A 20,465-nucleotide genomic window follows, 5' to 3' on the forward strand; every position below is an offset into this window, starting at 1 on the left:
CACCAACACCAACACCAACAAGTGTAGCGGACCGCTTCGTTGGAAGTTGGTTAGCAGGCAAAGGAGGTTGTATTAACGGCTCTGCTCTAAAAATGAACGTCATCAAGGTTTCAGATAACAGCGTTCGATTTGCCAGTGAAACTGTACGCTATGAAAATGAATCAAACTGTACAGGTAACATTGTGGCAAGTTACCGCCAAGCTGAAGATTTTAGTCTTGTTTCAAATATGGGAGCGCCACAGACCGTACAAACATCAAGCTACAACAAAGTAGATTGGCAGCTTGTAGTAGCAGGAAAGCTAACTCAGAAACAGCCAGCCATTCTGGGTTTTAAAAATGCAAACCAATTCTGTCTGGTTCCTACAGATGAGCCAAATGCAATACATAACTATCTCCAGCAAGCAAACTTTGATCTCACAAATACGTGCTTCACAAAAACAACTCCACCAGCAAGCATGCAAAAGCCAACTCAAGTATTGGCAACAGCAAGTTATAGATTAGGAGATAATAAAGAATCTTGGGCAGATGTATTAAATCAACTGAATGACCAAGGACGCCAAGGCTACGCTCTTCTCACGCCATCTGTAAGTTTAGATAATCCGGATGGAAGCTTTGCGCTGTATAAAAATTTATATGTTAAAAACAATAAATCCACTGACACATACACCTATAAAACAGTTGATGTTAAAACTAATTCAGTAGCAAACCGTTATTTACTATGGGTGAATGAGTTAAATAAACAAGGTAGCTTAGGCTATATATATAAGCTTTCATTTGGCGAGGTTACATCTGATACAGACAAATATTTATTTGTGAAAAATGATAAGAAACCAGCAACATATTCTTATTCTAATCGTTTCTTAACCAACACTTCTCGCACAAGCATTTTAAATGCCTTCAATGAACTTGGTGCACAGGGTTGTAAACTAATTTATGCTAACTCAGAGTTCACCAATAATGGCACAACGAATGGAACTTTCTATGTACCTACTTGTGTAAATAGCAGCACACATAACGGGACTTATGCTTATCGTTATTTTGAAGTTCCACAACATATTCCGTTTAACAAGGACGATGCAATTAAGCTTGAAAAAATTCTTAAAGAGCAGGCAGCCGAAGGTTACAGACTAGTTGATGCAAACAATAATTTAGGCTTCTTTAATATTGATGGTTACTTATTTGAGCGTGATAGTGAAAATACAGGACCTATTGAATACAAAGTATTTATTGAAGATGCTGCATCCGAAACAGATGAGCCATATATCTTTGAAAATCGAATTCAAGACCAAGGTAAATTAGGTTGGTTCTTTGCAGTTCGACTTGGATCGGTCTATACCAACTCCCCAACAAATTATGACTTAGCAAGTGGTGTTGTTTTCCCTAAATAAGACATCTAAAAAATAAGGCCACAACTGTGGCCTTATTTTTTTTAAAAGCTATAAACTTATCCTAAGTTTTTAAAACCCTGCTGACGCCATGCTTCATAAACAATAACGGCCGTTGCATTAGATAAATTTAAACTTCTTGAGTTTTCAGCCATTGGCAAACGAATCCACTGTTCTTGAGGAAACATTAAGCGAACATGCTCAGGCAAGCCGCGTGTTTCTGGTCCCATCAGTAAAGCCACTGGTCGATTCAAATCAACTGTATGCGGAGTCGCTGAGCCTTTAGTGGTGAGTGGAAAAACATGCTCGACACCTTTAGCTTTTAAATCCGCAAGGCAAAGCTCTATGTTGTCCCAAATTTGCATACGAGCCCATTCATGATAATCAAGACCTGCTCGTTTGAGCTTCTTATCATCTAATTCAAAACCTAGAGGTTTGACTAAGTGCAACTGTGCGCCCGTATTAGCACATAAACGAATGATATTGCCTGTATTGGCAGGAATTTCAGGCTCGTAGAGGACAACATGAATCACAAATTTTCTCGACTTTAATAACCAGCAATAAACTCAGATGAACTTACTGCCATTTTAACTGTTCACGTAAACTCACCACTTCACCAATAATGGTTAAAGTTGGTGCTACGATATGATGTTCAGACACTTTAGTTGCAATATCAGCTAATGTTCCAACGACAACTTTCTGTTCTGGTGTGGTTCCTTTAGAGATTAAAGCCACTGGCATATCAGCACGTTGACCATGAGCAATAAGTTGCTCACAAATACGCTCCAAGCCAACTAGCCCCATATATAAAACCAAAGTTTGATTTTCATAAACCAGTTCATTCCAAGGGAGTTCAGGTGAACCCTCCTTTAAATGTCCAGTCAAGAAACGAACACTTTGCGCATAATCACGATGTGTTAAAGGAATACCTGCATAAGCTGAACAGCCTGATGCTGCAGTTATACCCGGTACAACTTGGAAAGTGACATTCGCCTCAACTAGCTCTTGAATCTCCTCACCACCACGCCCAAAGATAAATGGATCACCACCTTTTAGACGACAAACACGCTTTCCTTTTTGAGCATACTCCACCAATAAAGCATTGATGCCATCTTGGGGAACAGAGTGATTTGAACGAGCTTTACCCACATAAATTTTAGTCGCATCACGGCGGCAAAGTTCTAAAATGGGCGCAGAAACAAGACGATCATAAATCACCACATCTGCTTGCTGCATAAGACGTAATGCTTTTAGTGTCAGTAACTCTGGATCACCGGGTCCTGCCCCTACCAAATAAACTTCACCTTTAGGTGCAGTCCATTCCGTTAAGGCTTGCTGAATCAAATCATTTGCAACTTCTAAATTGTCATTAAAAACTTGTTCTTTTAATGGGCTGGCATATAAGTTTTCCCAAAAAATCCGACGCTCATCTGGATTGGGAATTCTTTCTTTTACCTGCTTACGCCATTGACCAGAAAACTCAGCAAGTTTCCCCATGCCGTGCGGAACAATCGTTTCTATTTGAGTACGAAGTTGTCTTGATAAAACTGGCGATGCACCATTTGACGCAACAGAGATAATCAATGGAGAACGGTCAATAATAGCTGGAACCATAAAGCGGCAGTGTGGAATATCATCGACACTATTTACCAGTAAATTACGCGCTTCACATTGTTCAAAAACAGCTTTATTCACTTGTGCATCATTAGTTGCAGCAATAACTAATCGATATGGTGTATTTAATATTTTTTCGGCAAAGGACTCGGCAAAATACTCCCCACCTGTCGTTTTGACTAACTGTAAAAGCTGCTCTTCAATTGCAGGAGCAATAATATCGATTACTGCTCCTGCTTTGGCTAAAAGGTTTGCTTTGCGCAGCGCAATATGCCCACCACCCACAATCAGACAATGTTGCTGTTGCAACTTTAAAGAGATTGGAAAAATATCCACCTTAAACCTCTACATTAATCATCTGATTTAGGTTAAGCAAAAACCGTGCACAATTTAGATGCAAAGCTTAGTCAATAAAAGTTGCACCACCCATATATGGGCGTAATACTTCTGGAATCTCGATAGAACCGTCTTCACGTTGGTAATTTTCCATTACAGCAAGCAAAGTACGGCCTACAGCCAGACCTGAACCATTTAGTGTGTGCACCAATTCGGTCTTCTTTTGATCCATTCTGTAGCGTGCTTTCATGCGGCGTGCCTGAAAATCACCCATATTAGAGCAGCTTGAGATTTCACGATATGTATTTTGACTTGGAACCCAAACTTCTAAATCGTAAGTTTTAGTCGCACCGAAGCCCATATCCCCACCACAGAGCAAAATTTTACGGTATGGCAAACCGAGTGCCTGCAAAATGCCCTCAGCATGTGCAGTAAGCTCTTCAAGTGCCTGCATTGATGTTTCAGGTTTAACGATTTGCACCATCTCAACTTTATCAAATTGATGCTGACGAATTAAACCACGCGTATCGCGGCCATAAGAACCCGCTTCACTACGGAAACATGGCGTGTGCGCTGCATATTTTAAAGGTAAACGTTCGGCATCAATAATCTCATCACGAACAAAGTTAGTAACAGGAACTTCTGCTGTAGGGATGAGGTAATATTCTTTTTCGCCTTGAAGTTTGAATAAATCTTCTTCAAATTTTGGTAACTGACCAGTACCGCGCAGTGAATCAGCATTGACTAAATAAGGCACATAAGCTTCTGTATAGCCATTTTTTAAAGTATGGGTATCAAGCATAAACTGCGTTAATGCACGTTGTAGGCGCGCTAAAGAACCTTTTAATACGCTAAAACGTGAACCAGTCAATTTAGTAGCAGTTTCAAACTCTAAACCGCCCATCCACTCACCTAAATCAGTATGATCTTTGATTTCAAAATCAAACTGACGAGGCGTACCCCATTTTGAGATTTCAACGTTATCATCTTCATCTTTACCAGCAGGAACAGACTCATCTGGTAAGTTAGGAATACTTAACGCTTTTTGTTCAATCTCGTTTTGTAACTCTGACAAAGCAACTTCAGCAGCTTTGATTTCATCACCAATGGCTTGCATACGCACCATGATTTCAGAAGCATCACCACCGGATTTTTTAATCTGACCCACTTGTTTTGCACCAGCATTACGTTCTGCCTGCAATTTTTCAGTTTTTGATTGCAAGTCTTTACGGCGAGTTTCTAAAGAAGCCCATTCTTGAACATCTAATTGAACACCACGTTTTGCCAAAGCCGCATTAACAGCTTCAATATTATTTCTGAGTAACTTAGGGTCGATCATAATCAATCATAATATGGGTAAAAAACTGGCTATAGTGTAAGGCCTTCACACTAAAAAATATAGTGATCATCTTCATAACGAATAGCTTTCACACAATTGTTAGAATAGACCACCTATTTTACAAGTTATAGTTTGGCACACTTGGCAAATACTCAGGTTTAATGAATTTACTCGCTTCAAAATATGGCAGCGTTAACTCAGACATTCCTTCTGCATAAGAAGCTAATTCATAGATCGGATAGACAAAAACAATACCATTAGCACCATAGTAAAAATTATCACTTAATTGCAGTTTTTCACGGCTGATATTGTGCTCTTGAAGCCAATTTGTATTTGCTTCAAAAAGAGCATCAACCAACTGTTTTTCAACATCTGGCTGAATAAGTTCAGCAACAGTAATGTGCTTTTTATTTAATAAGTCAAAATTTACAAATTCTTGATGAGACATGCCGTGTGCAGCACCAGCTGAGTATGAATACGTCTGTAATACAAAGGTAGCAAGATTATAGTTTTGCCCTAAATAGCGAACATAAATTGCACTTTGACTTGAACTTGGTTCACCTTCAGGTACTTCAACTGGTTGATCAGCTAAATTTGCAAAAGCATTCGGATCTGCTTTCTTTATACGATTGGTAAAGTAATCATTAATCCATTTTTGATTGGTCTGTACTGTTTGGAAGTCATACTCAGTACAACCATCTTCTAAGCAAACTTTTGATTTTGGCAATTTTACTGGGATTACTTTTGCTTGAATTACAGGAACACCAGCCTCTGTAGTCTCTTTAACTTTTGCAGTTGAAGTGGCCTGCTCCTCTTTAGCCGCAGACTTTGGTTGGCAACCAGTCACAATTGCCATTGCAGCCATTAATGGAAGAATACAAATAATTTTCTTATCGTAAAGTCGCATAATAATCCCCATGAATTTACCTCTAACACTATACAAAGCGTAGGAATAAGACGGGGTTAAAAAATGTATCTGTCTCTCTTATATAAAAAAGCTACCTTTTACGGTAGCTTTTTTTGAAGAGGCTTTAATTATTGGTCAATAACATCTGTGCCTTTTGGTGGCGTAAAGTTAAAGACAGATGATGGAATTGAAGCATTTACTTTCACGTTTTTGAAGCGCACATAGGTGGTTTGACCTAGTGAATCTTGTAACACCATCAGTGTAGGCGCTTTATTCGCACCGAAACTAATGGTTAAGCTTTGGAAAGCACCATCTTCTTTTTTAGGAAATAATGTGAAATAAAGTTTAGATTTATCCGGTTGTGTTACACGATAAGACTTCATGATTTGGTTAGTATTACCAGAAAGTAATAAGGCTGGTGTATCTGCAACCTGATCATCTAAGCTTTGGCGGACTGCTTGTTGTAAATCTGGGTCATAGATCCAAACTGTTTTTCCGCTTGTTACAATCGTTTGTTTAGCAGGACTTACTGTTTCCCAATAAAATTTCCCCGGACGCTCAACTTTCATTGAGCCTTTAAATGTCTGGTTCATATGCTGTGCACTTAAACTCTTTTTCTGTGCGACAGTTTTCGCATTTGCTTTAGTAGTTTGTTCAAAGTCGGCAGTCAAACGCTGTAAACCTGATAACTGATTAACCAGGTTCCCAATTGCCTGTTGCTCCGGTGCTGCTACAGGCGCAGCAAACACTGTAGTACTCATTACAGGAGCAAGCACTGACGCGCTAAGTGTAATAGCACACATAGTTTTACGAAGCATATTCATGTCATCACCTTTTTAGTTGCTGTAAGACAACTTACCCTCTTTCAAAGTTATGAAACTGAGTAAGCTCTTAATTCAAGACTCATATTAACCGACAAACTCTGTGCTAATCATTGAGAAAATAAGATATTTTGTTATGTTATTCATGATGTTTGTAGAATTTCATTCATCATGATGAAGATAAATAAAAATTAGAGCCATAAAAAAAGCCCACAAAATGTGGGCTTTTTTGAAGCTAAAACTTATACAGTTTCAACTTTTACGTAGCGACGGCCAAATTGACCTTTCACTTCGAATTTTACTACGCCGTCAGCAGTAGCAAATAAAGTATGGTCACGGCCCATACCAACATTTGCACCAGCGTGGAACTCTGTACCACGTTGACGAACGATGATGTTACCAGCAGTTACAGCTTGACCGCCGTAAACTTTAACACCTAACATTTTTGGGTTTGAATCACGACCGTTCTTCGTCGATCCACCGGCTTTTTTAGTTGCCATGTCTCTTACTCCTCGTGATTAGCCTGAAATACCAGTAATTTTCAACTCAGTGAACCATTGACGGTGACCTTGTTGTTTACGGTAGTGTTTACGACGACGCATTTTAATGATGCGGATTTTGTCGTGACGACCATGACCAATCACTTCTGCAGTTACTTTAGCGCCAGCCACAACTGGAGCACCGATTTGAATGTTGTCACCGTTTACAACCATTAATACATCATCAAATGTAATAGTCGCACCAGATTCAGCTTTCAATAATTCAACTTTAAGGGTTTCACCCTCAACTACACGGTGCTGTTTACCACCGCTTTGGATTACTGCGTACATAATGTACTCCAATCAGCCCGTGTCGTCGTGTCGATAAAGGGATATATCGATCTTAAAACGATCGCCACTGGGGTTATACAAGGCGACAGATTTTAAGTGAAATTTGATCAAACGACAAGTATTTTCTATATATCAGTAAAGCATGATCCCCTATTCTTACAAAATCAAACAGCTTGGACTGGAATTTAGCAGTTTTCATTGATTCTGAATGAAAATTAAAATACAGTTCCAGACACAAATTGCGTCAAGAACAAGTTGTATTAATGCTGATGTCATTAAATTTATTGTTTTGCCGGAAACATCATGTTTTGCTTAAATAAAAAACAAAGAACGCTTAAAGACAATAGAAATGATTAATATCAGCCACTTGTTAACCTGTGCAACACACCTTTAATTGATACACTAACGCCACTTATCTACCAATACGGGGTTTTTCTTCATATGGTCATCGATTTCAAGCAAGACATTCTTGCGCCTGTTGCCTCAGACTTTGCTGCGATGGATCACTTGATTAATGAAGGAATTAGCTCAAAAGTCGGTTTAGTCATGTCTGTCAGCAAACATGTTGTTGAAGCTGGCGGAAAGCGTATGCGTCCAATCATGTGTTTACTCGCAGCCCGTGCTTGTGGTTTAGATAATATGGCAAACGCACAGCGTTTAGCTGCAATCATTGAAATGTTGCACACTGCGACATTGGTTCATGATGATGTGGTAGATGAATCCGGGCTTCGTCGTGGTCGCCCTACAGCAAATGCAACATGGAATAATCAGACAGCCGTTTTAGTTGGCGACTTCCTGATTGCTCGTGCTTTCGATTTATTGGTCGATTTAAACAACATGACTCTATTGAAAGACTTTTCAACAGGTACATGTGAAATTGCTGAAGGTGAAGTATTACAACTTCAATCGCAGCATCAACCAGATACAACTGAAGAAACTTATTTAAAAATTATTCATGGCAAAACCTCTCGCCTATTTGAGCTGGCTACAGAAGGTGCCGCTATTTTGGCTGGACAAGAAGCATATCGTGAACCATTAAGATTGTTTGCCGGTCATTTTGGTAATGCATTCCAAATCATTGATGATATTTTAGACTACACATCAGATGCTGAAACATTAGGTAAAAATATTGGTGATGATTTAATGGAAGGAAAACCAACTTTACCGTTAATTTCTGCATTAGCACACTCAACAGGTGAAGAGCATGCGATTATTCGTCGCAGTATCGCAACTGGTGGAGTAGACCAACTACCTCAGGTCATCGAAATTGTACAAAAGTCTGGTGCTTTAGATTATTGCCACCAACGTGCCCAAGAAGAAACAGAAGCAGCACTGCAAGCTTTATCAAACCTCCCTGATACACCGTATCGTCAGGCTTTGATTAACTTAACTCAGCTTGCGTTACATCGAATACAATAGATATTATTTTGCCTATGCATATAAATTTTTCAGATCATTTTTTAAAAATAGAGAAACAGCTTGAGGATCCTCAAGCTGTCATTGATGAAAATCTACTGATTGAACTCGTCAATGTCGTCCGTCCTTCCGACCCACAAGATACGGATGAAATTAAGAAAAAAATACAGGCTTTTATTGAAAGTCTTTTGCGCACACCTACAGCGCCCTTCTTACTACAAACTTTTTTACTACGTTTAATTAATCACTATAAACAAGTCAGCTTATATGCAGACAGTGGGATTTTGTCTTTAGATGGTTTTTGGAACCAGCTTGGGCAAAGATTAGGAGCACATTTTTTACCGCTCATAGAAGACTCAAGCCAACTCAAAATATTAATTGGAAAAATTTTCTATTTAGAAAGTGACAAAATCTGGCTCAATAATATTGCTGATGAAGATTGGGCAAATTTATTTAGTCTTATTGGACAAAGCCAAAGTAATGTCGATGAGAAGTTAGTCATTCAAAGTGAAATGATTAAAGCCATCACTGTCTTATCTTATCGAATTAGTGGAATTGGGCTTTATCCCGAATTTATTAATGCTCAACCAGAATTAACGGAATATGAATCCCCTTTTCTAGTTCAGAACCGTGAAATTATTGAGTTCATAGAAAAATATAAGAAACAAGAGCTTTCTGATCATGAAATTGCGGTAATTGCTCCTCCCGATGCATCACAAGCATTCGTTATGTTGGAACAATGTCGGGATGTTGTATTAAAGATTCGCCGCGCTACGAAAAGAATTGGTGTCAGTTTAAGTTTGACTTATTTGCTGTCCTTACTCGAGCAGTGCCTTGACCGAATTGAATTACTCCTTTATTTGGTCGTAGATAACACCAAAGGAAAATATGTCTCTTTAGGGCATCTTATTTCCGATTTAACCAAGGCGCACTACAGTGAAAAAAGTGTTCGATCTTTGCTCAGCACAACAAGTGAACTTATTGCATTTCAGGTAACAGAGAATGCCAGCCGTACAGGTGAACATTATGTAAGTACCGATACCAAAGGCTTTTGGGGAATGTATAAAGCTGCCGCTGGTGCAGGTGTCATTATTGCCTTTATGGCATCTCTAAAAATTCTTGCTGCAAGAATGACAATGGCTCCGCTTATGCAAGCCTTTACTTTCAGTATGAATTACTCTCTAGGTTTCATTCTAATTCATGTTCTGCACTTTACTGTTGCAACCAAGCAACCCGCTATGACGGCTGCGGCTCTTGCTGCAACAGTACAGCAACGTAAAGGCTCTAAAACAGCTCAAATTGCAGAGTTAGCGGCCCTGATTATTAATATTATTCGCACGCAATTTATTGCTATTTTGGGCAATATTTCGATTGCGATTCCTACTGCAGCACTCATTACTTTTGCTTGGCAGTTTTACCTTGATGAACCGTTATTAACCCATACTAAAGCAACTTATCTATTACACAGTCTAAACCCCTTTACTTCACTAGCAGTTCCACATGCGGCAATTGCTGGAGTATGTCTGTTTTTGTCAGGTCTCATTGCTGGATACTTTGACAACATGGCTGTTTACCGAAAAGTTGGTCCACGCCTAAGAGCGCATCGTCGCTTAGCTAGCTGGTTTGGGCAAGATCGCCTTAACCGTTTTGCTGAATATATTGAACGTAATTTAGGTGCCTTAGCTGGTAACTTCTTATTCGGGATCATGTTAGGAAGTATGGGGACCATAGGTTTTATTCTAGGGTTACCTTTAGATATCCGCCATATTGCCTTTGCATCTGCTAACTTTATTCAAGGTTTGATGACAATTAATGGCAGCCCAGATATTGGCCTGATTATCGTGTCCTTTCTAGGGGTGCTATGCATTGGTCTTACTAACTTATTCGTGAGTTTCACCTTAACGATTATTGTGGCATTACGAGCACGTAGAGTCCGTTTTGAACAATGGAAACCTTTAGCCAAATTGGTTATGACCCATTTTTTAACTCGTCCAAGCGATTTTTTTTGGCCACCAAAACAACCATTAGAACTTGAAGAAAATACGTCAACAAACCAGGGAAAAAAAACAGAGCACTAAAAGTTTTGCTTTGTACACAGAATGTGAGTTTCGTCAATTTTGTTGTGATTGTTTTTCCAAATGTTAAAAAATTTTCAAAATGAATTTACGATGATCTATCAGGCTTGAAAAAAAGTGTACTGGCAAGTACACTTTTAACGGCTTTCAGTAGTGGACACTGCTTGAACAAGCAAAGGTATATACATGCCCTATATATTGCTTTTTATTGGTTGTATTTTTTTAGGATTAGGTGTTCTTGGTCTTTTTGTACCAAGACTTCAATCTTTGGATCTTCTCACCGTTCAAATATTGAGTGAAAATCGATCAGATTATCTTAACTCTATTACGATCTTTTTAGCGCGTATAGGTGGTATGCCTTTTGTATGTTTTTTATCCTTTCTGGTATGTCTATATCAAGCATGGTATAAAAAATATATTACTGTTATTTTCATTAGCGTGGGTGTTCTTGGCAGTATCATCACGGGTTGGCTGCTCAAGTGGTGTGTTGACCGCCCAAGACCTCCACTGGCATATCATATTGTCGAAAGTTATGGTGCATCGTTCCCAAGTGCACATAGTGTTTATGCATCAACACTAGCTTGTATGGCAATCTTAATGTTATGCCATAAACCCAACATTAACTCTCCTTATATCATTTTGATCTCCTGTTTTTGGTTTATCTGCATGGGGCTTTCAAGAATATATGCTGGAGTTCATTTTCCAACAGATGTACTCGCCGGTTGGGGCATAGGTTTTATTTGGATTGCACTGCTTTGGCTCTGGTTATTACAAACACAAAGTAGGTTAAGTAGAAAACAAATATATTTTTAGATTTTATCTAAACGAGGTGGAACAATGATGTCGGCTAAGCTTTGGGCTCCTGCCCTTACTGCTTGCGCATTAGCAACAAGTATCGCACTTGTTGGTTGTAGCAAAGGCTCCGATGAGAAACAGCAAGCTGCTGCTGCTCAAAAAATGCCGCCTACAGAAGTAGGTGTTATTGTTGCTCAACCACAAAGTGTTGAACAAAGCGTTGAGCTTTCCGGCCGTACTTCAGCATATCAAATTTCTGAAGTTCGTCCTCAAACAAGTGGTGTGATTTTAAAACGCTTGTTTGCTGAAGGAAGTTACGTTCGTGAAGGACAGGCTCTTTATGAACTGGACTCTCGAACTAACCGTGCAACGCTTGAAAATGCAAAGGCTACCCTTTTACAACAACAGGCAAATCTAGCTTCACTACGTACTAAGTTAAACCGTTATAAGCAGCTTGTTTCGAGTAATGCTGTATCTAAACAAGAATATGACGACTTACTTGGTCAGGTTAATGTTGCCGAAGCACAAGTTTCTGCTGCAAAAGCTCAAGTAACGAATGCAAATGTTGATCTTGGCTACTCTACAATTCGCTCACCAATTTCTGGTCAGTCTGGACGTTCTTCTGTAACAGCTGGTGCTTTAGTTACTGCAAACCAAACTGATCCTTTAGTGACGATTCAACAGTTAGATCCGATCTATGTTGATATTAACCAGTCTAGTGCCGAGTTATTACGTTTACGTCAACAACTTAGCAAAGGCAGTTTAAACAACAGTAACAACACGAAAGTGAAATTGAAGCTCGAAGACGGTTCAACTTACCCAATCGAAGGACAACTTGCTTTCTCTGATGCTTCTGTAAATCAGGATACAGGAACGATTACTTTACGTGCTGTATTCTCGAACCCGAATCATCTGTTACTTCCAGGCATGTATACAACTGCACAAATTGTTCAAGGTGTAGTTCCTAATGCTTACCTGATTCCTCAGGCTGCAATTACGCGTTTACCTACAGGTCAAGCTGTAGCAATGCTTGTTAATGCCAAAGGTACTGTTGAGAGTCGTCCTGTTGTAACCTCTGGTGTTCAAGGACAAAACTGGATTGTGACTAACGGTCTTAAAGCTGGTGATAAAGTGATTGTTGACGGTGTTGCCAAAGTTAAAGAAGGGCAAGAAGTTTCAGCAAAGCCTTACCAAGCTCAACCAGCGAATCCACAAGGTGCAGCTCCAAATGCGACAAAACCGGCTCAATCAGGTAAACCTCAAGCAGAACAGAAAGCATCTTCAAATGCATAAGGGGTAGATTGAATGGCACAATTTTTTATTCATCGCCCCATTTTTGCGTGGGTGATTGCATTAGTCATTATGTTGGCGGGTATTCTCACGCTAACAAAAATGCCTATTGCACAGTATCCGACGATTGCACCACCGACAGTTACGATTTCTGCAACTTATCCTGGTGCATCGGCTGAAACTGTTGAAAACACCGTAACCCAGATCATTGAACAACAAATGAATGGTCTAGATGGTTTACGTTATATCTCTTCTAACAGTGCTGGTAACGGTCAGGCCTCTATTGAATTAAACTTTCAACAAGGTATTGATCCAGATATTGCACAGGTTCAGGTTCAAAACAAACTGCAATCTGCAACTGCACTTTTACCAGAAGATGTACAACGTCAAGGTGTAACAGTAACTAAATCTGGTGCAAGCTTCCTGCAAGTTATTGCATTTTACTCACCAGATAACAGTCTTTCTGACTCAGACATTAAAGACTATGTAAACTCATCAATTAAAGAACCACTGAGCCGTGTTGCTGGTGTGGGTGAGGTAACTGTCTTTGGTGGTTCATACGCGATGCGTATTTGGCTTGATCCAGCTAAGTTAACCAGTTATCAGCTTACCCCTAGTGATATTGCGACAGCTTTACAAGCGCAAAACTCACAAGTAGCGGTAGGTCAATTAGGTGGTGCACCAGCTGTACAAGGTCAAGTGCTTAACGCAACAGTGAATGCTCAAAGTTTGTTGCAAACACCTGAACAGTTTAAAAATATCTTTTTAAAGAACACAGCATCTGGTGCTGAGGTTCGTTTAAAAGATGTTGCACGTGTAGAGTTAGGTTCTGATAACTATCAGTTCGATTCGAAGTTTAATGGTAAACCTGCTGGTGGTCTTGCAATTAAAATTGCAACCGGTGCCAATGCACTCGACACAGCAGAAGCTGTTGAACAACGTTTATCTGAACTACGCAAGAATTATCCAGCGGGTCTTGAAGACAAACTGGCTTATGACACGACTCCATTTATTCGTCTTTCAATTGAAAGTGTTGTACACACATTAATTGAAGCAGTAATTTTGGTATTCATTGTCATGTTCTTGTTCTTACAGAACTGGCGTGCAACGATTATTCCAACACTTGCTGTACCTGTTGTTGTATTAGGTACATTCGCTGTTATTAATATCTTTGGCTTCTCAATTAACACCTTAACCATGTTCGCCATGGTATTGGCAATTGGTCTTCTGGTCGATGATGCTATTGTTGTAGTCGAGAACGTCGAACGTGTTATGAGTGAAGAGCATACCGATCCGGTTACGGCGACTTCACGATCAATGCAACAGATTTCTGGCGCGTTAGTTGGTATTACGAGTGTATTAACAGCTGTATTCGTACCAATGGCATTCTTTGGTGGTACAACTGGTGTTATTTACCGTCAGTTCTCGATTACCCTTGTAACAGCAATGGTTCTATCGTTAATTGTGGCGTTAACATTCACACCGGCACTTTGTGCAACCATTTTAAAACAGCATGATCCTAACAAAGAACCAAGCAATAATATTTTTGCTCGTTTCTTTAGAGGCTTTAACAATGGTTTTGACCGCATGTCGCATAGCTACCAAAATGGTGTTAGCCGCATGCTTAAGGGCAAAATCTTCTCTGGCGTACTTTACGCTGTAGTGATTGCTTTATTAGTGTTCTTGTTCCAAAAACTCCCATCTTCATTCTTACCAGAAGAAGATCAAGGTGTGGTCATGACACTTGTTCAATTACCGCCAAATGCAACGCTTGACCGTACCGGTAAAGTGATTGACACCATGACCAACTTCTTCATGAATGAAAAAGATACTGTGCAATCTATTTTCACCGTTTCAGGCTTCTCATTCACAGGTGTTGGTCAAAATGCTGGTATTGGCTTCGTTAAATTGAAAGATTGGAGTGAGCGTACTTCACCAGAATCTCAAATTGGCGCATTGATTCAGCGTGGTATGGCATTGAACATGATCGTTAAAGACGCATCTTACATCATGCCATTACAACTTCCAGCAATGCCTGAACTTGGTGTAACAGCCGGTTTTAACTTGCAGCTTAAAGATTCAAGTGGTCAAGGCCATGAGAAACTTATTGCCGCACGTAACGCAATTTTAGGTTTGGCTTCACAAGATAAACGTCTTGTCGGTGTTCGCCCTAATGGTCAAGAAGATACACCTCAATATCAAATTAATGTAGATCAGGCTCAAGCTGGTGCCATGGGCGTGAGCATTGCCGACATTAACAATACAATGCGTATTGCATGGGGTGGTTCATACATCAACGATTTCGTTGACCGTGGACGTGTGAAAAAAGTTTATGTTCAAGGTGATTCGAATAGCCGTATGATGCCTGAAGACTTAAACAAGTGGTATGTACGTAATAACAAAGGCGAAATGGTTCCGTTCTCTGCATTTGCTACTGGCGAATGGACATACGGTTCTCCACGTCTTGAACGTTATAACGGCGTTTCATCGGTTAACATTCAAGGTACACCTGCACCTGGCGTGAGCTCTGGTGACTCAATGAAGGCGATGGAAGAAATTATTGCTAAGTTACCTTCTATGGGCTTACAAGGTTTCGACTATGAATGGACAGGTTTATCACTTGAAGAACGTGAGTCTGGTGCTCAAGCTCCATTCTTATATGCGCTTTCATTGTTAATCGTTTTCCTTTGTTTGGCTGCATTGTACGAAAGCTGGTCTATTCCATTCTCGGTTTTACTTGTGGTACCACTCGGTATTATTGGTGCAATCGTATTGACTTACTTGGGTATGATTATTAAAGGAGATCCAAATCTCTCAAATAACATTTACTTCCAAGTAGCGATGATTGCGGTAATCGGTCTTTCTGCAAAAAATGCGATCTTGATTGTTGAGTTCGCGAAAGAGCTGCAGGAAAAAGGTGAAGACCTCATTGATGCAACTTTACATGCTGCAAAAATGCGTTTACGCCCAATTATCATGACTACCCTTGCCTTCGGTTTCGGTGTACTTCCACTTGCCCTTTCAACAGGTGCAGGCGCAGGAAGTCAGCACTCCGTAGGTTACGGTGTACTCGGCGGCGTAATCAGTGCAACGTTCTTAGGTATCTTCTTTATCCCTGTATTCTATGTGTGGATTCGTAGTATCTTTAAGTACAAACCAAAAACCATAAACACTCAGGAGCATAAATCGTGATGCAAACAGTATGGTCTATTTCAGGTCGTAGCATTGCGGTATCTGCACTTGCGCTTGCTTTGACAGCTTGTCAAAGCATGCGCGGCCCAGAACCAGTCGTGAAAACCGATATTCCACAAAGCTATGCATATAGCGCTTCTGGTACGTCTATTGCTGAACAAGGTTACAAAGAATTCTTTGCTGACCCTCGTTTGCTCGGAGTGATTGATTTGGCCCTTGCCAACAACCGCGACTTACGTACAGCAACGCTTAATATCGAACGTGCTCAACAGCAATATCGAATTACGCAAAACAACCAGCTTCCAACTATCGGAGCAAGTGGTAGTGCAATTCGTCAGGTTTCTCAAAGCCGTGATCCGAATAACCCCTACTCTACTTATCAAGTAGGTTTGGGTGTAACTGCCTATGAGCTTGATTTTTGGGGCCGCGTACGTAGCTTAAAAGATGCTGCGTTAGATAGTTACCTTTCAACACAAAGTGCACGTGATTCGACTCAAATCAGTCTAATTAGTCAAGTGGCTCAAGCGTGGTTGAACTATTCTTTCGCAACAGCGAATTTAAGACTTGCAGAGCAAACTCTTAAAGCACAGCAAGACTCTTACAATCTCAACAAAAAACGTTTTGATGTGGGCATCGACAGTGAAGTTCCATTACGTCAGGCACAGATTTCTGTAGAAACTGCGCGTAATGATGTAGCGAACTACAAAACACAAATTGCTCAAGCACAAAACTTGTTGAACTTGTTAGTAGGTCAATCAGTTCCACAAAACTTGTTGCCAACCCAACCTGTAAAACGCATTACGCAACAAAATGTATTTACAGCGGGTTTACCAAGCGACTTGCTTAACAACCGTCCAGATGTAAAAGCTGCTGAATATAACTTAAGCGCTGCTGGTGCGAATATCGGTGCTGCAAAAGCACGTTTATTCCCAACGATTAGCTTAACGGGTTCTGCAGGTTATGCATCAACTGACTTAAGTGATCTATTTAAGTCTGGTGGTTTTGTATGGTCAATTGGACCAAGCTTAGACTTACCAATCTTTGACTGGGGCACTCGTCGTGCCAATGTAAAAATTTCTGAAACTGATCAGAAAATTGCATTGTCTGATTATGAAAAATCAGTTCAGTCTGCGTTCCGCGAAGTTAATGATGCGCTTGCAACTCGTGCCAACATTGGTGAGCGTTTAACAGCTCAACAACGTCTAGTAGAAGCAACTAACCGCAACTACACACTTTCAAATGCCCGCTTCCGTGCTGGTATTGATAGTTACTTGACGGTTCTTGATGCACAGCGTTCATCTTATTCAGCAGAACAAGGTTTGTTATTGCTTCAACAAGCAAACTTAAATAACCAAATCGAGTTATACAAAACTCTAGGTGGTGGTTTAAAAGCAAATACTTCAGATACAGTGGTTAATCAACCATCTAGTGCTGAACTTAAAAAGCAATAAGTTTTAAATAACTTATTCATAAAAGCTCACTTCGGTGGGCTTTTTTATTGCAACTCAGCTGAATATTTTTTATCTTGAAACCTTAAGAATTTAGATTGATAAAAAACAATGTTACTGAGTAATTTAGAAAGTGTTCCAGGCCACCAAATTTTAAAGCAGCTGGATGTTGTTTACGGAAGTACCGTTCGTAGCAAGCATGTTGGCCGTGACTTGATGGCAAGTTTAAAAAATATTGTTGGTGGTGAACTTACGGGTTATACCGAATTATTAGAAGAATCTCGCCAAGAAGCCATGCAGCGTATGATTGTAAAAGCTCAGCAACTTGGTGCGAATGCAATAGTCGGTATTCGTTTTTCAACTTCAAATATTGCCCAAGGTGCTTCTGAATTATTTGTATATGGCACAGCAGTGGTTGTGCAGCCTCAAGCCCCTCATCTACCCGATCCATTTAATGCATAGGTAGAAAATGGACAATCTTATTTTTCAGCTTGTTATTTTTCTCATTCTTTTCAGTATTGGTTGGGCTTTTGGCCGCCATATTGAACGAAAACATTTGAATGAACTTCTAGAAAAAGAGCAACAATTTGCCCATATCAGAATTGATACCAATCGTTTTGCAACAAGTGATCAACTGGGTCACTTTATTAGCAGTAATGTCGTGATTTCTCATGACTACTTTAAATATGTATTGGCATCTATAAAAAACATTTTGGGCGGACGACTAAACAGTTATGAAAGTATTGTTGAACGTGCTCGCCGTGAAGCGATTGTACGTTTAAAACAACAAGCTCAAAGTGTCGGTGCTACTCATATTATGGGAGTTCGGCTGAGTACAACCGAACTTGGTATGCAAGGTGGAATGGTTGAAGTTTTTGCATATGGTACAGCAGTAAAAGATTAATACTGCCCCACAGCAGAAAAGTGAATACGTGGATTACCAATATTTTTAGTTAAATGTTGGCAAATTCGAGTAATTTTCCAATGGTCTTGTTGTTTCGCCAAAGTAAAATAATAACGACCAAAAGAATGAAAATAGTCATTTTCTGAAAAACGATAAATTTGATAATTACATTCTAGCCATGCTTGGTCTTGTTCAATACGAATAATTGGATTACTCACATTGTGCTGTAGTCGCAAATGCGATAAAGCTTGCTGCCGAGAACCTTTATATTCATGACAAGATACGACACATAAAGGCTCTCCTCTAAATTGGAAATAGTCCACCTCAAGTTGATCTGCCAACAACTCGTCAAAAGCGTCCCAATTTTTCTGATCAAAGACCAATTGAAAACGCGTGACGACTTCTAAAATACGGTGATAATCCTGATCCATGGTGAACCTTCTATGCGGGTTTTTCACCAATTTAGCACGGCGAAATCACTTTTTTATTTTACTTTTGTTTTCCGAATCATTTTATAAAGAAGTTTTGGTGACATCCGAGAAACCATCACCCCTAGTTTTTCTTTGGCCCCACCCACAACAATATATTCTTGCCCCTGTACTAAAGCTTTTACAGCTTGCTCTGCAAAAACATCTGCCTCTAAACCATTTTCAATTGCTTCATCTTGATGGCCTTGAGGTTGCCCTGCGCCATTGAGTGCATTGAAAGAAACATTAGTTTTTACGAAACCCGGGAAAATAACTGAAACTTCAACACCTTGATCTGAAACCTCAGCACGTAAACTATTTGCCCACATATGAATTGCCGCTTTAGCAGCCGAGTAGCTTGCACGGTACTGTGTACCTAATAAGCCCGCTACACTCGACACAAATACAACTCTGCCAGACTTTTGTTTTAGCATCGTTGGTAGGACGGTTTTGGTGAGTGCGACTTGTGAGAAATAATCGACTTCCATAATGGCGCGTTCAGTTGCCATTGTCGTGTCTTTAATTAAAGCGCGTTGGCTCAAACCTGCATTATTGATGAGCCAGTCAATACGGCCTTTCGCCTTTAAAATCTGCTTGTAAGCCTCTTGAACCTGCTTTTCATCAGTAATATCTGCGACCACAGACAAATGATGATCGGGATTTAATAAGCCAACCCGAACCTCTTCTAATTCTTCAAAACGACGCGAAGTCAAAATCAGCTTTGCGCCTTGTAAAGCCAATTCCCCTGCTAAGGCCTTACCCAAACCAGAAGATGCGCCCGTAATCCATACCACTTTATTTTGCAAAGTATCAAGTTTGGCCATGTAATGTTCCTATTATCTTTTTAAATTATGCTGCTTGATGCATGAAGGCCAAAAAGTGATTGATATAATGAGTTGCTGTGGTCTGATCGACCTGTGTCCCTAACTTTTCCAAACGTTTATAGCCCAAATGCGTCGTCATGTTGATGACTCCATTAAGAGTTTTATCGACAACCAAATTAAATTTTAAACGCTTTTTAGGTTCACGTACTAGGCTTGTTACGCCTAAATCCACAATTTGTATAAGCGTTTCAAATGCAGCCGTAATACTTTGCATATTACCGTCACGAATTTGCTGTGTAAGGGTTTCGGCTTGTTGCACCAGTTGAAGTGTAACTGGATAGGTAATATAAACTTGCTGCCCTTGCTCTTTCATGAGAGATGTCATGTAGTCAACTAAAGGTAAAAGACGTTCATTTCCAAAGAATGAAACTGACCAAGGCATGTATTTTCGAAAAGTCTCTAAAACTTGCTGAATAACTTTTTCAGACTCAGCTTGTTGTTTTGAAGACATGCTTGCATTTCCTGACTGTAAAAGCACAGAAAAAACCTGCTCAATAATTTCACAAGAAAGATCAGAGAGTACATCGCCTAAAGGTTTTGCCTGACTTTGGCTTACCCCATCATGCAGTTTTTGCCGAATAGCCTCGAATTGTGTATAAGTCGAATCGGAAATTTTCAAAAAAACTTCATAACTCATCAGCAGCATCCTTTTTCAATTCTTTTGTAATTTTTGTGCCGTGTCGCCACACGATTAAATTGTGATCCATCTTTCATAAATCTACCGTTTTTTGAAAAAAATACAAAACCGTTTATCTGTTTTCA

General features: G+C 39.8%; 19 protein-coding genes. 9 read left to right on the forward strand and 10 right to left on the reverse strand.

Annotated elements, in window-relative coordinates; genetic code table 11:
• Nucleotides 1–1,388, forward strand: a 1,388-nt coding sequence (locus AWW73_RS14785; RefSeq protein WP_240491659.1) for a PT dipeptide repeat lipoprotein, incomplete at its 5' end; no start/stop codon positions are given.
• A 56-nt stretch (nt 1,389–1,444) separates the two neighbouring features.
• On the opposite strand, the gene AWW73_RS14790 is transcribed toward AWW73_RS14785, so the two are convergent.
• The 7 genes from AWW73_RS14790 to rplU all read right to left on the reverse strand — a co-directional run bounded on the left by AWW73_RS14790 (nt 1,445) and on the right by rplU (nt 7,232).
• Nucleotides 1,445–1,918, reverse strand: a complete 474-nt coding sequence (locus tag AWW73_RS14790) for a tRNA (cytidine(34)-2'-O)-methyltransferase (protein ID WP_002116042.1) — start codon at nt 1,916–1,918, stop codon at nt 1,445–1,447.
• Between the two features lie 43 nt (nt 1,919–1,961).
• Nucleotides 1,962–3,335, reverse strand: a complete 1,374-nt coding sequence (gene cysG / locus AWW73_RS14795; RefSeq protein WP_016143328.1) for a siroheme synthase CysG — start codon at nt 3,333–3,335, stop codon at nt 1,962–1,964.
• 67 nt (nt 3,336–3,402) lie between these two features.
• Entirely contained in the window at nt 3,403–4,674 is a 1,272-nt protein-coding gene (serS, locus tag AWW73_RS14800) for a serine--tRNA ligase (protein WP_057106112.1), read from the reverse strand.
• A 118-nt stretch (nt 4,675–4,792) separates the two neighbouring features.
• Entirely contained in the window at nt 4,793–5,593 is an 801-nt protein-coding gene (locus AWW73_RS14805; protein WP_062850029.1) for an RsiV family protein, read from the reverse strand.
• 116 nt (nt 5,594–5,709) lie between these two features.
• Entirely contained in the window at nt 5,710–6,405 is a 696-nt protein-coding gene (gene lolA, locus AWW73_RS14810) for an outer membrane lipoprotein periplasmic chaperone LolA (protein WP_062850030.1), read from the reverse strand.
• A gap of 239 nt (nt 6,406–6,644) precedes the next feature.
• A complete protein-coding gene (gene rpmA / locus AWW73_RS14815; protein WP_002116037.1) occupies nt 6,645–6,902 on the reverse strand; it encodes a 50S ribosomal protein L27 in 258 nt (85 codons plus the stop codon).
• A gap of 18 nt (nt 6,903–6,920) precedes the next feature.
• Nucleotides 6,921–7,232: a 50S ribosomal protein L21 gene (gene rplU / locus AWW73_RS14820; protein ID WP_000271409.1), complete on the reverse strand. Its 312-nt coding sequence runs from the start codon at nt 7,230–7,232 to the stop codon at nt 6,921–6,923.
• 441 nt (nt 7,233–7,673) lie between these two features.
• Between rplU and sdsA the strand changes: the two genes are divergently transcribed.
• From sdsA to AWW73_RS14860, 8 genes are all read left to right on the forward strand, one after another.
• Nucleotides 7,674–8,651 carry an All-trans-nonaprenyl-diphosphate synthase gene (gene sdsA / locus AWW73_RS14825; RefSeq protein WP_016143332.1) on the forward strand — a complete coding sequence of 326 codons (978 nt, stop codon included), beginning with the start codon at nt 7,674–7,676 and terminating at the stop codon, nt 8,649–8,651.
• A 14-nt stretch (nt 8,652–8,665) separates the two neighbouring features.
• Nucleotides 8,666–10,726, forward strand: a complete 2,061-nt coding sequence (locus AWW73_RS14830) for a site-specific recombinase (protein WP_062850031.1) — start codon at nt 8,666–8,668, stop codon at nt 10,724–10,726.
• 183 nt (nt 10,727–10,909) lie between these two features.
• Entirely contained in the window at nt 10,910–11,536 is a 627-nt protein-coding gene (locus AWW73_RS14835) for a phosphatase PAP2 family protein (RefSeq protein ID WP_061874892.1), read from the forward strand.
• Between the two features lie 24 nt (nt 11,537–11,560).
• Complete coding sequence (adeI, locus tag AWW73_RS14840) at nt 11,561–12,811, forward strand: multidrug efflux RND transporter periplasmic adaptor subunit AdeI (protein ID WP_062850032.1); 1,251 nt, start codon at nt 11,561–11,563, stop codon at nt 12,809–12,811.
• Between the two features lie 12 nt (nt 12,812–12,823).
• Nucleotides 12,824–16,000 (forward strand): multidrug efflux RND transporter permease subunit AdeJ, encoded by a 3,177-nt coding sequence (gene adeJ, locus AWW73_RS14845; RefSeq protein ID WP_062850033.1) that lies wholly within the window; start codon nt 12,824–12,826, stop codon nt 15,998–16,000.
• Nucleotides 16,000–17,451: a multidrug efflux RND transporter outer membrane channel subunit AdeK gene (adeK, locus tag AWW73_RS14850; protein ID WP_016143337.1), complete on the forward strand. Its 1,452-nt coding sequence runs from the start codon at nt 16,000–16,002 to the stop codon at nt 17,449–17,451. The genes adeJ and adeK overlap by 1 nt, the downstream gene beginning before the upstream one ends.
• Before the next feature lie 108 nt (nt 17,452–17,559).
• Complete coding sequence (locus tag AWW73_RS14855; protein WP_000927245.1) at nt 17,560–17,910, forward strand: YbjQ family protein; 351 nt, start codon at nt 17,560–17,562, stop codon at nt 17,908–17,910.
• A gap of 7 nt (nt 17,911–17,917) precedes the next feature.
• Nucleotides 17,918–18,352 carry a YbjQ family protein gene (locus AWW73_RS14860; RefSeq protein WP_016143339.1) on the forward strand — a complete coding sequence of 145 codons (435 nt, stop codon included), beginning with the start codon at nt 17,918–17,920 and terminating at the stop codon, nt 18,350–18,352.
• Here AWW73_RS14860 and AWW73_RS14865 read toward each other — a convergent pair.
• The 3 genes from AWW73_RS14865 to AWW73_RS14875 are packed head-to-tail and all read right to left on the reverse strand — an operon-like array spanning nt 18,349 to nt 20,340.
• Nucleotides 18,349–18,783, reverse strand: a complete 435-nt coding sequence (locus AWW73_RS14865; protein ID WP_062850034.1) for a nuclear transport factor 2 family protein — start codon at nt 18,781–18,783, stop codon at nt 18,349–18,351. The two genes, AWW73_RS14860 and AWW73_RS14865, sit on opposite strands and share 4 nt — an antisense overlap.
• A gap of 53 nt (nt 18,784–18,836) precedes the next feature.
• A complete protein-coding gene (locus AWW73_RS14870) occupies nt 18,837–19,643 on the reverse strand; it encodes an SDR family NAD(P)-dependent oxidoreductase (RefSeq protein ID WP_057077447.1) in 807 nt (268 codons plus the stop codon).
• 25 nt (nt 19,644–19,668) lie between these two features.
• Entirely contained in the window at nt 19,669–20,340 is a 672-nt protein-coding gene (locus AWW73_RS14875) for a hypothetical protein (RefSeq protein ID WP_005064493.1), read from the reverse strand.
• Nucleotides 20,341–20,465: the final 125 nt, after the last annotated feature.

Source organism: Acinetobacter lactucae, from assembly GCF_001605885.1.
In the GTDB taxonomy this organism is placed as follows: Bacteria; Pseudomonadota; Gammaproteobacteria; order Pseudomonadales; family Moraxellaceae; genus Acinetobacter; species Acinetobacter lactucae.

What these genes read in the sequence shown, in the direction of transcription:
- AWW73_RS14865 (WP_062850034.1), bottom strand. Translation starts at nt 18,783, where the DNA reads ATGGATCAGGATTATCACCGTATTTTAGAAGTCGTCACGCGTTTTCAA.
- adeK (WP_016143337.1), top strand. Translation starts at nt 16,000, where the DNA reads ATGCAAACAGTATGGTCTATTTCAGGTCGTAGCATTGCGGTATCTGCA.
- lolA (WP_062850030.1), bottom strand. Translation starts at nt 6,405, where the DNA reads ATGAATATGCTTCGTAAAACTATGTGTGCTATTACACTTAGCGCGTCA.
- sdsA (WP_016143332.1), top strand. Translation starts at nt 7,674, where the DNA reads ATGGTCATCGATTTCAAGCAAGACATTCTTGCGCCTGTTGCCTCAGAC.
- AWW73_RS14830 (WP_062850031.1), top strand. Translation starts at nt 8,666, where the DNA reads ATGCATATAAATTTTTCAGATCATTTTTTAAAAATAGAGAAACAGCTT.
- rplU (WP_000271409.1), bottom strand. Translation starts at nt 7,232, where the DNA reads ATGTACGCAGTAATCCAAAGCGGTGGTAAACAGCACCGTGTAGTTGAG.
- AWW73_RS14875 (WP_005064493.1), bottom strand. Translation starts at nt 20,340, where the DNA reads ATGAGTTATGAAGTTTTTTTGAAAATTTCCGATTCGACTTATACACAA.
- AWW73_RS14835 (WP_061874892.1), top strand. Translation starts at nt 10,910, where the DNA reads ATGCCCTATATATTGCTTTTTATTGGTTGTATTTTTTTAGGATTAGGT.
- serS (WP_057106112.1), bottom strand. Translation starts at nt 4,674, where the DNA reads ATGATCGACCCTAAGTTACTCAGAAATAATATTGAAGCTGTTAATGCG.
- AWW73_RS14870 (WP_057077447.1), bottom strand. Translation starts at nt 19,643, where the DNA reads ATGGCCAAACTTGATACTTTGCAAAATAAAGTGGTATGGATTACGGGC.
- rpmA (WP_002116037.1), bottom strand. Translation starts at nt 6,902, where the DNA reads ATGGCAACTAAAAAAGCCGGTGGATCGACGAAGAACGGTCGTGATTCA.
- adeJ (WP_062850033.1), top strand. Translation starts at nt 12,824, where the DNA reads ATGGCACAATTTTTTATTCATCGCCCCATTTTTGCGTGGGTGATTGCA.
- AWW73_RS14855 (WP_000927245.1), top strand. Translation starts at nt 17,560, where the DNA reads ATGTTACTGAGTAATTTAGAAAGTGTTCCAGGCCACCAAATTTTAAAG.
- AWW73_RS14805 (WP_062850029.1), bottom strand. Translation starts at nt 5,593, where the DNA reads ATGGGGATTATTATGCGACTTTACGATAAGAAAATTATTTGTATTCTT.
- AWW73_RS14860 (WP_016143339.1), top strand. Translation starts at nt 17,918, where the DNA reads ATGGACAATCTTATTTTTCAGCTTGTTATTTTTCTCATTCTTTTCAGT.
- adeI (WP_062850032.1), top strand. Translation starts at nt 11,561, where the DNA reads ATGATGTCGGCTAAGCTTTGGGCTCCTGCCCTTACTGCTTGCGCATTA.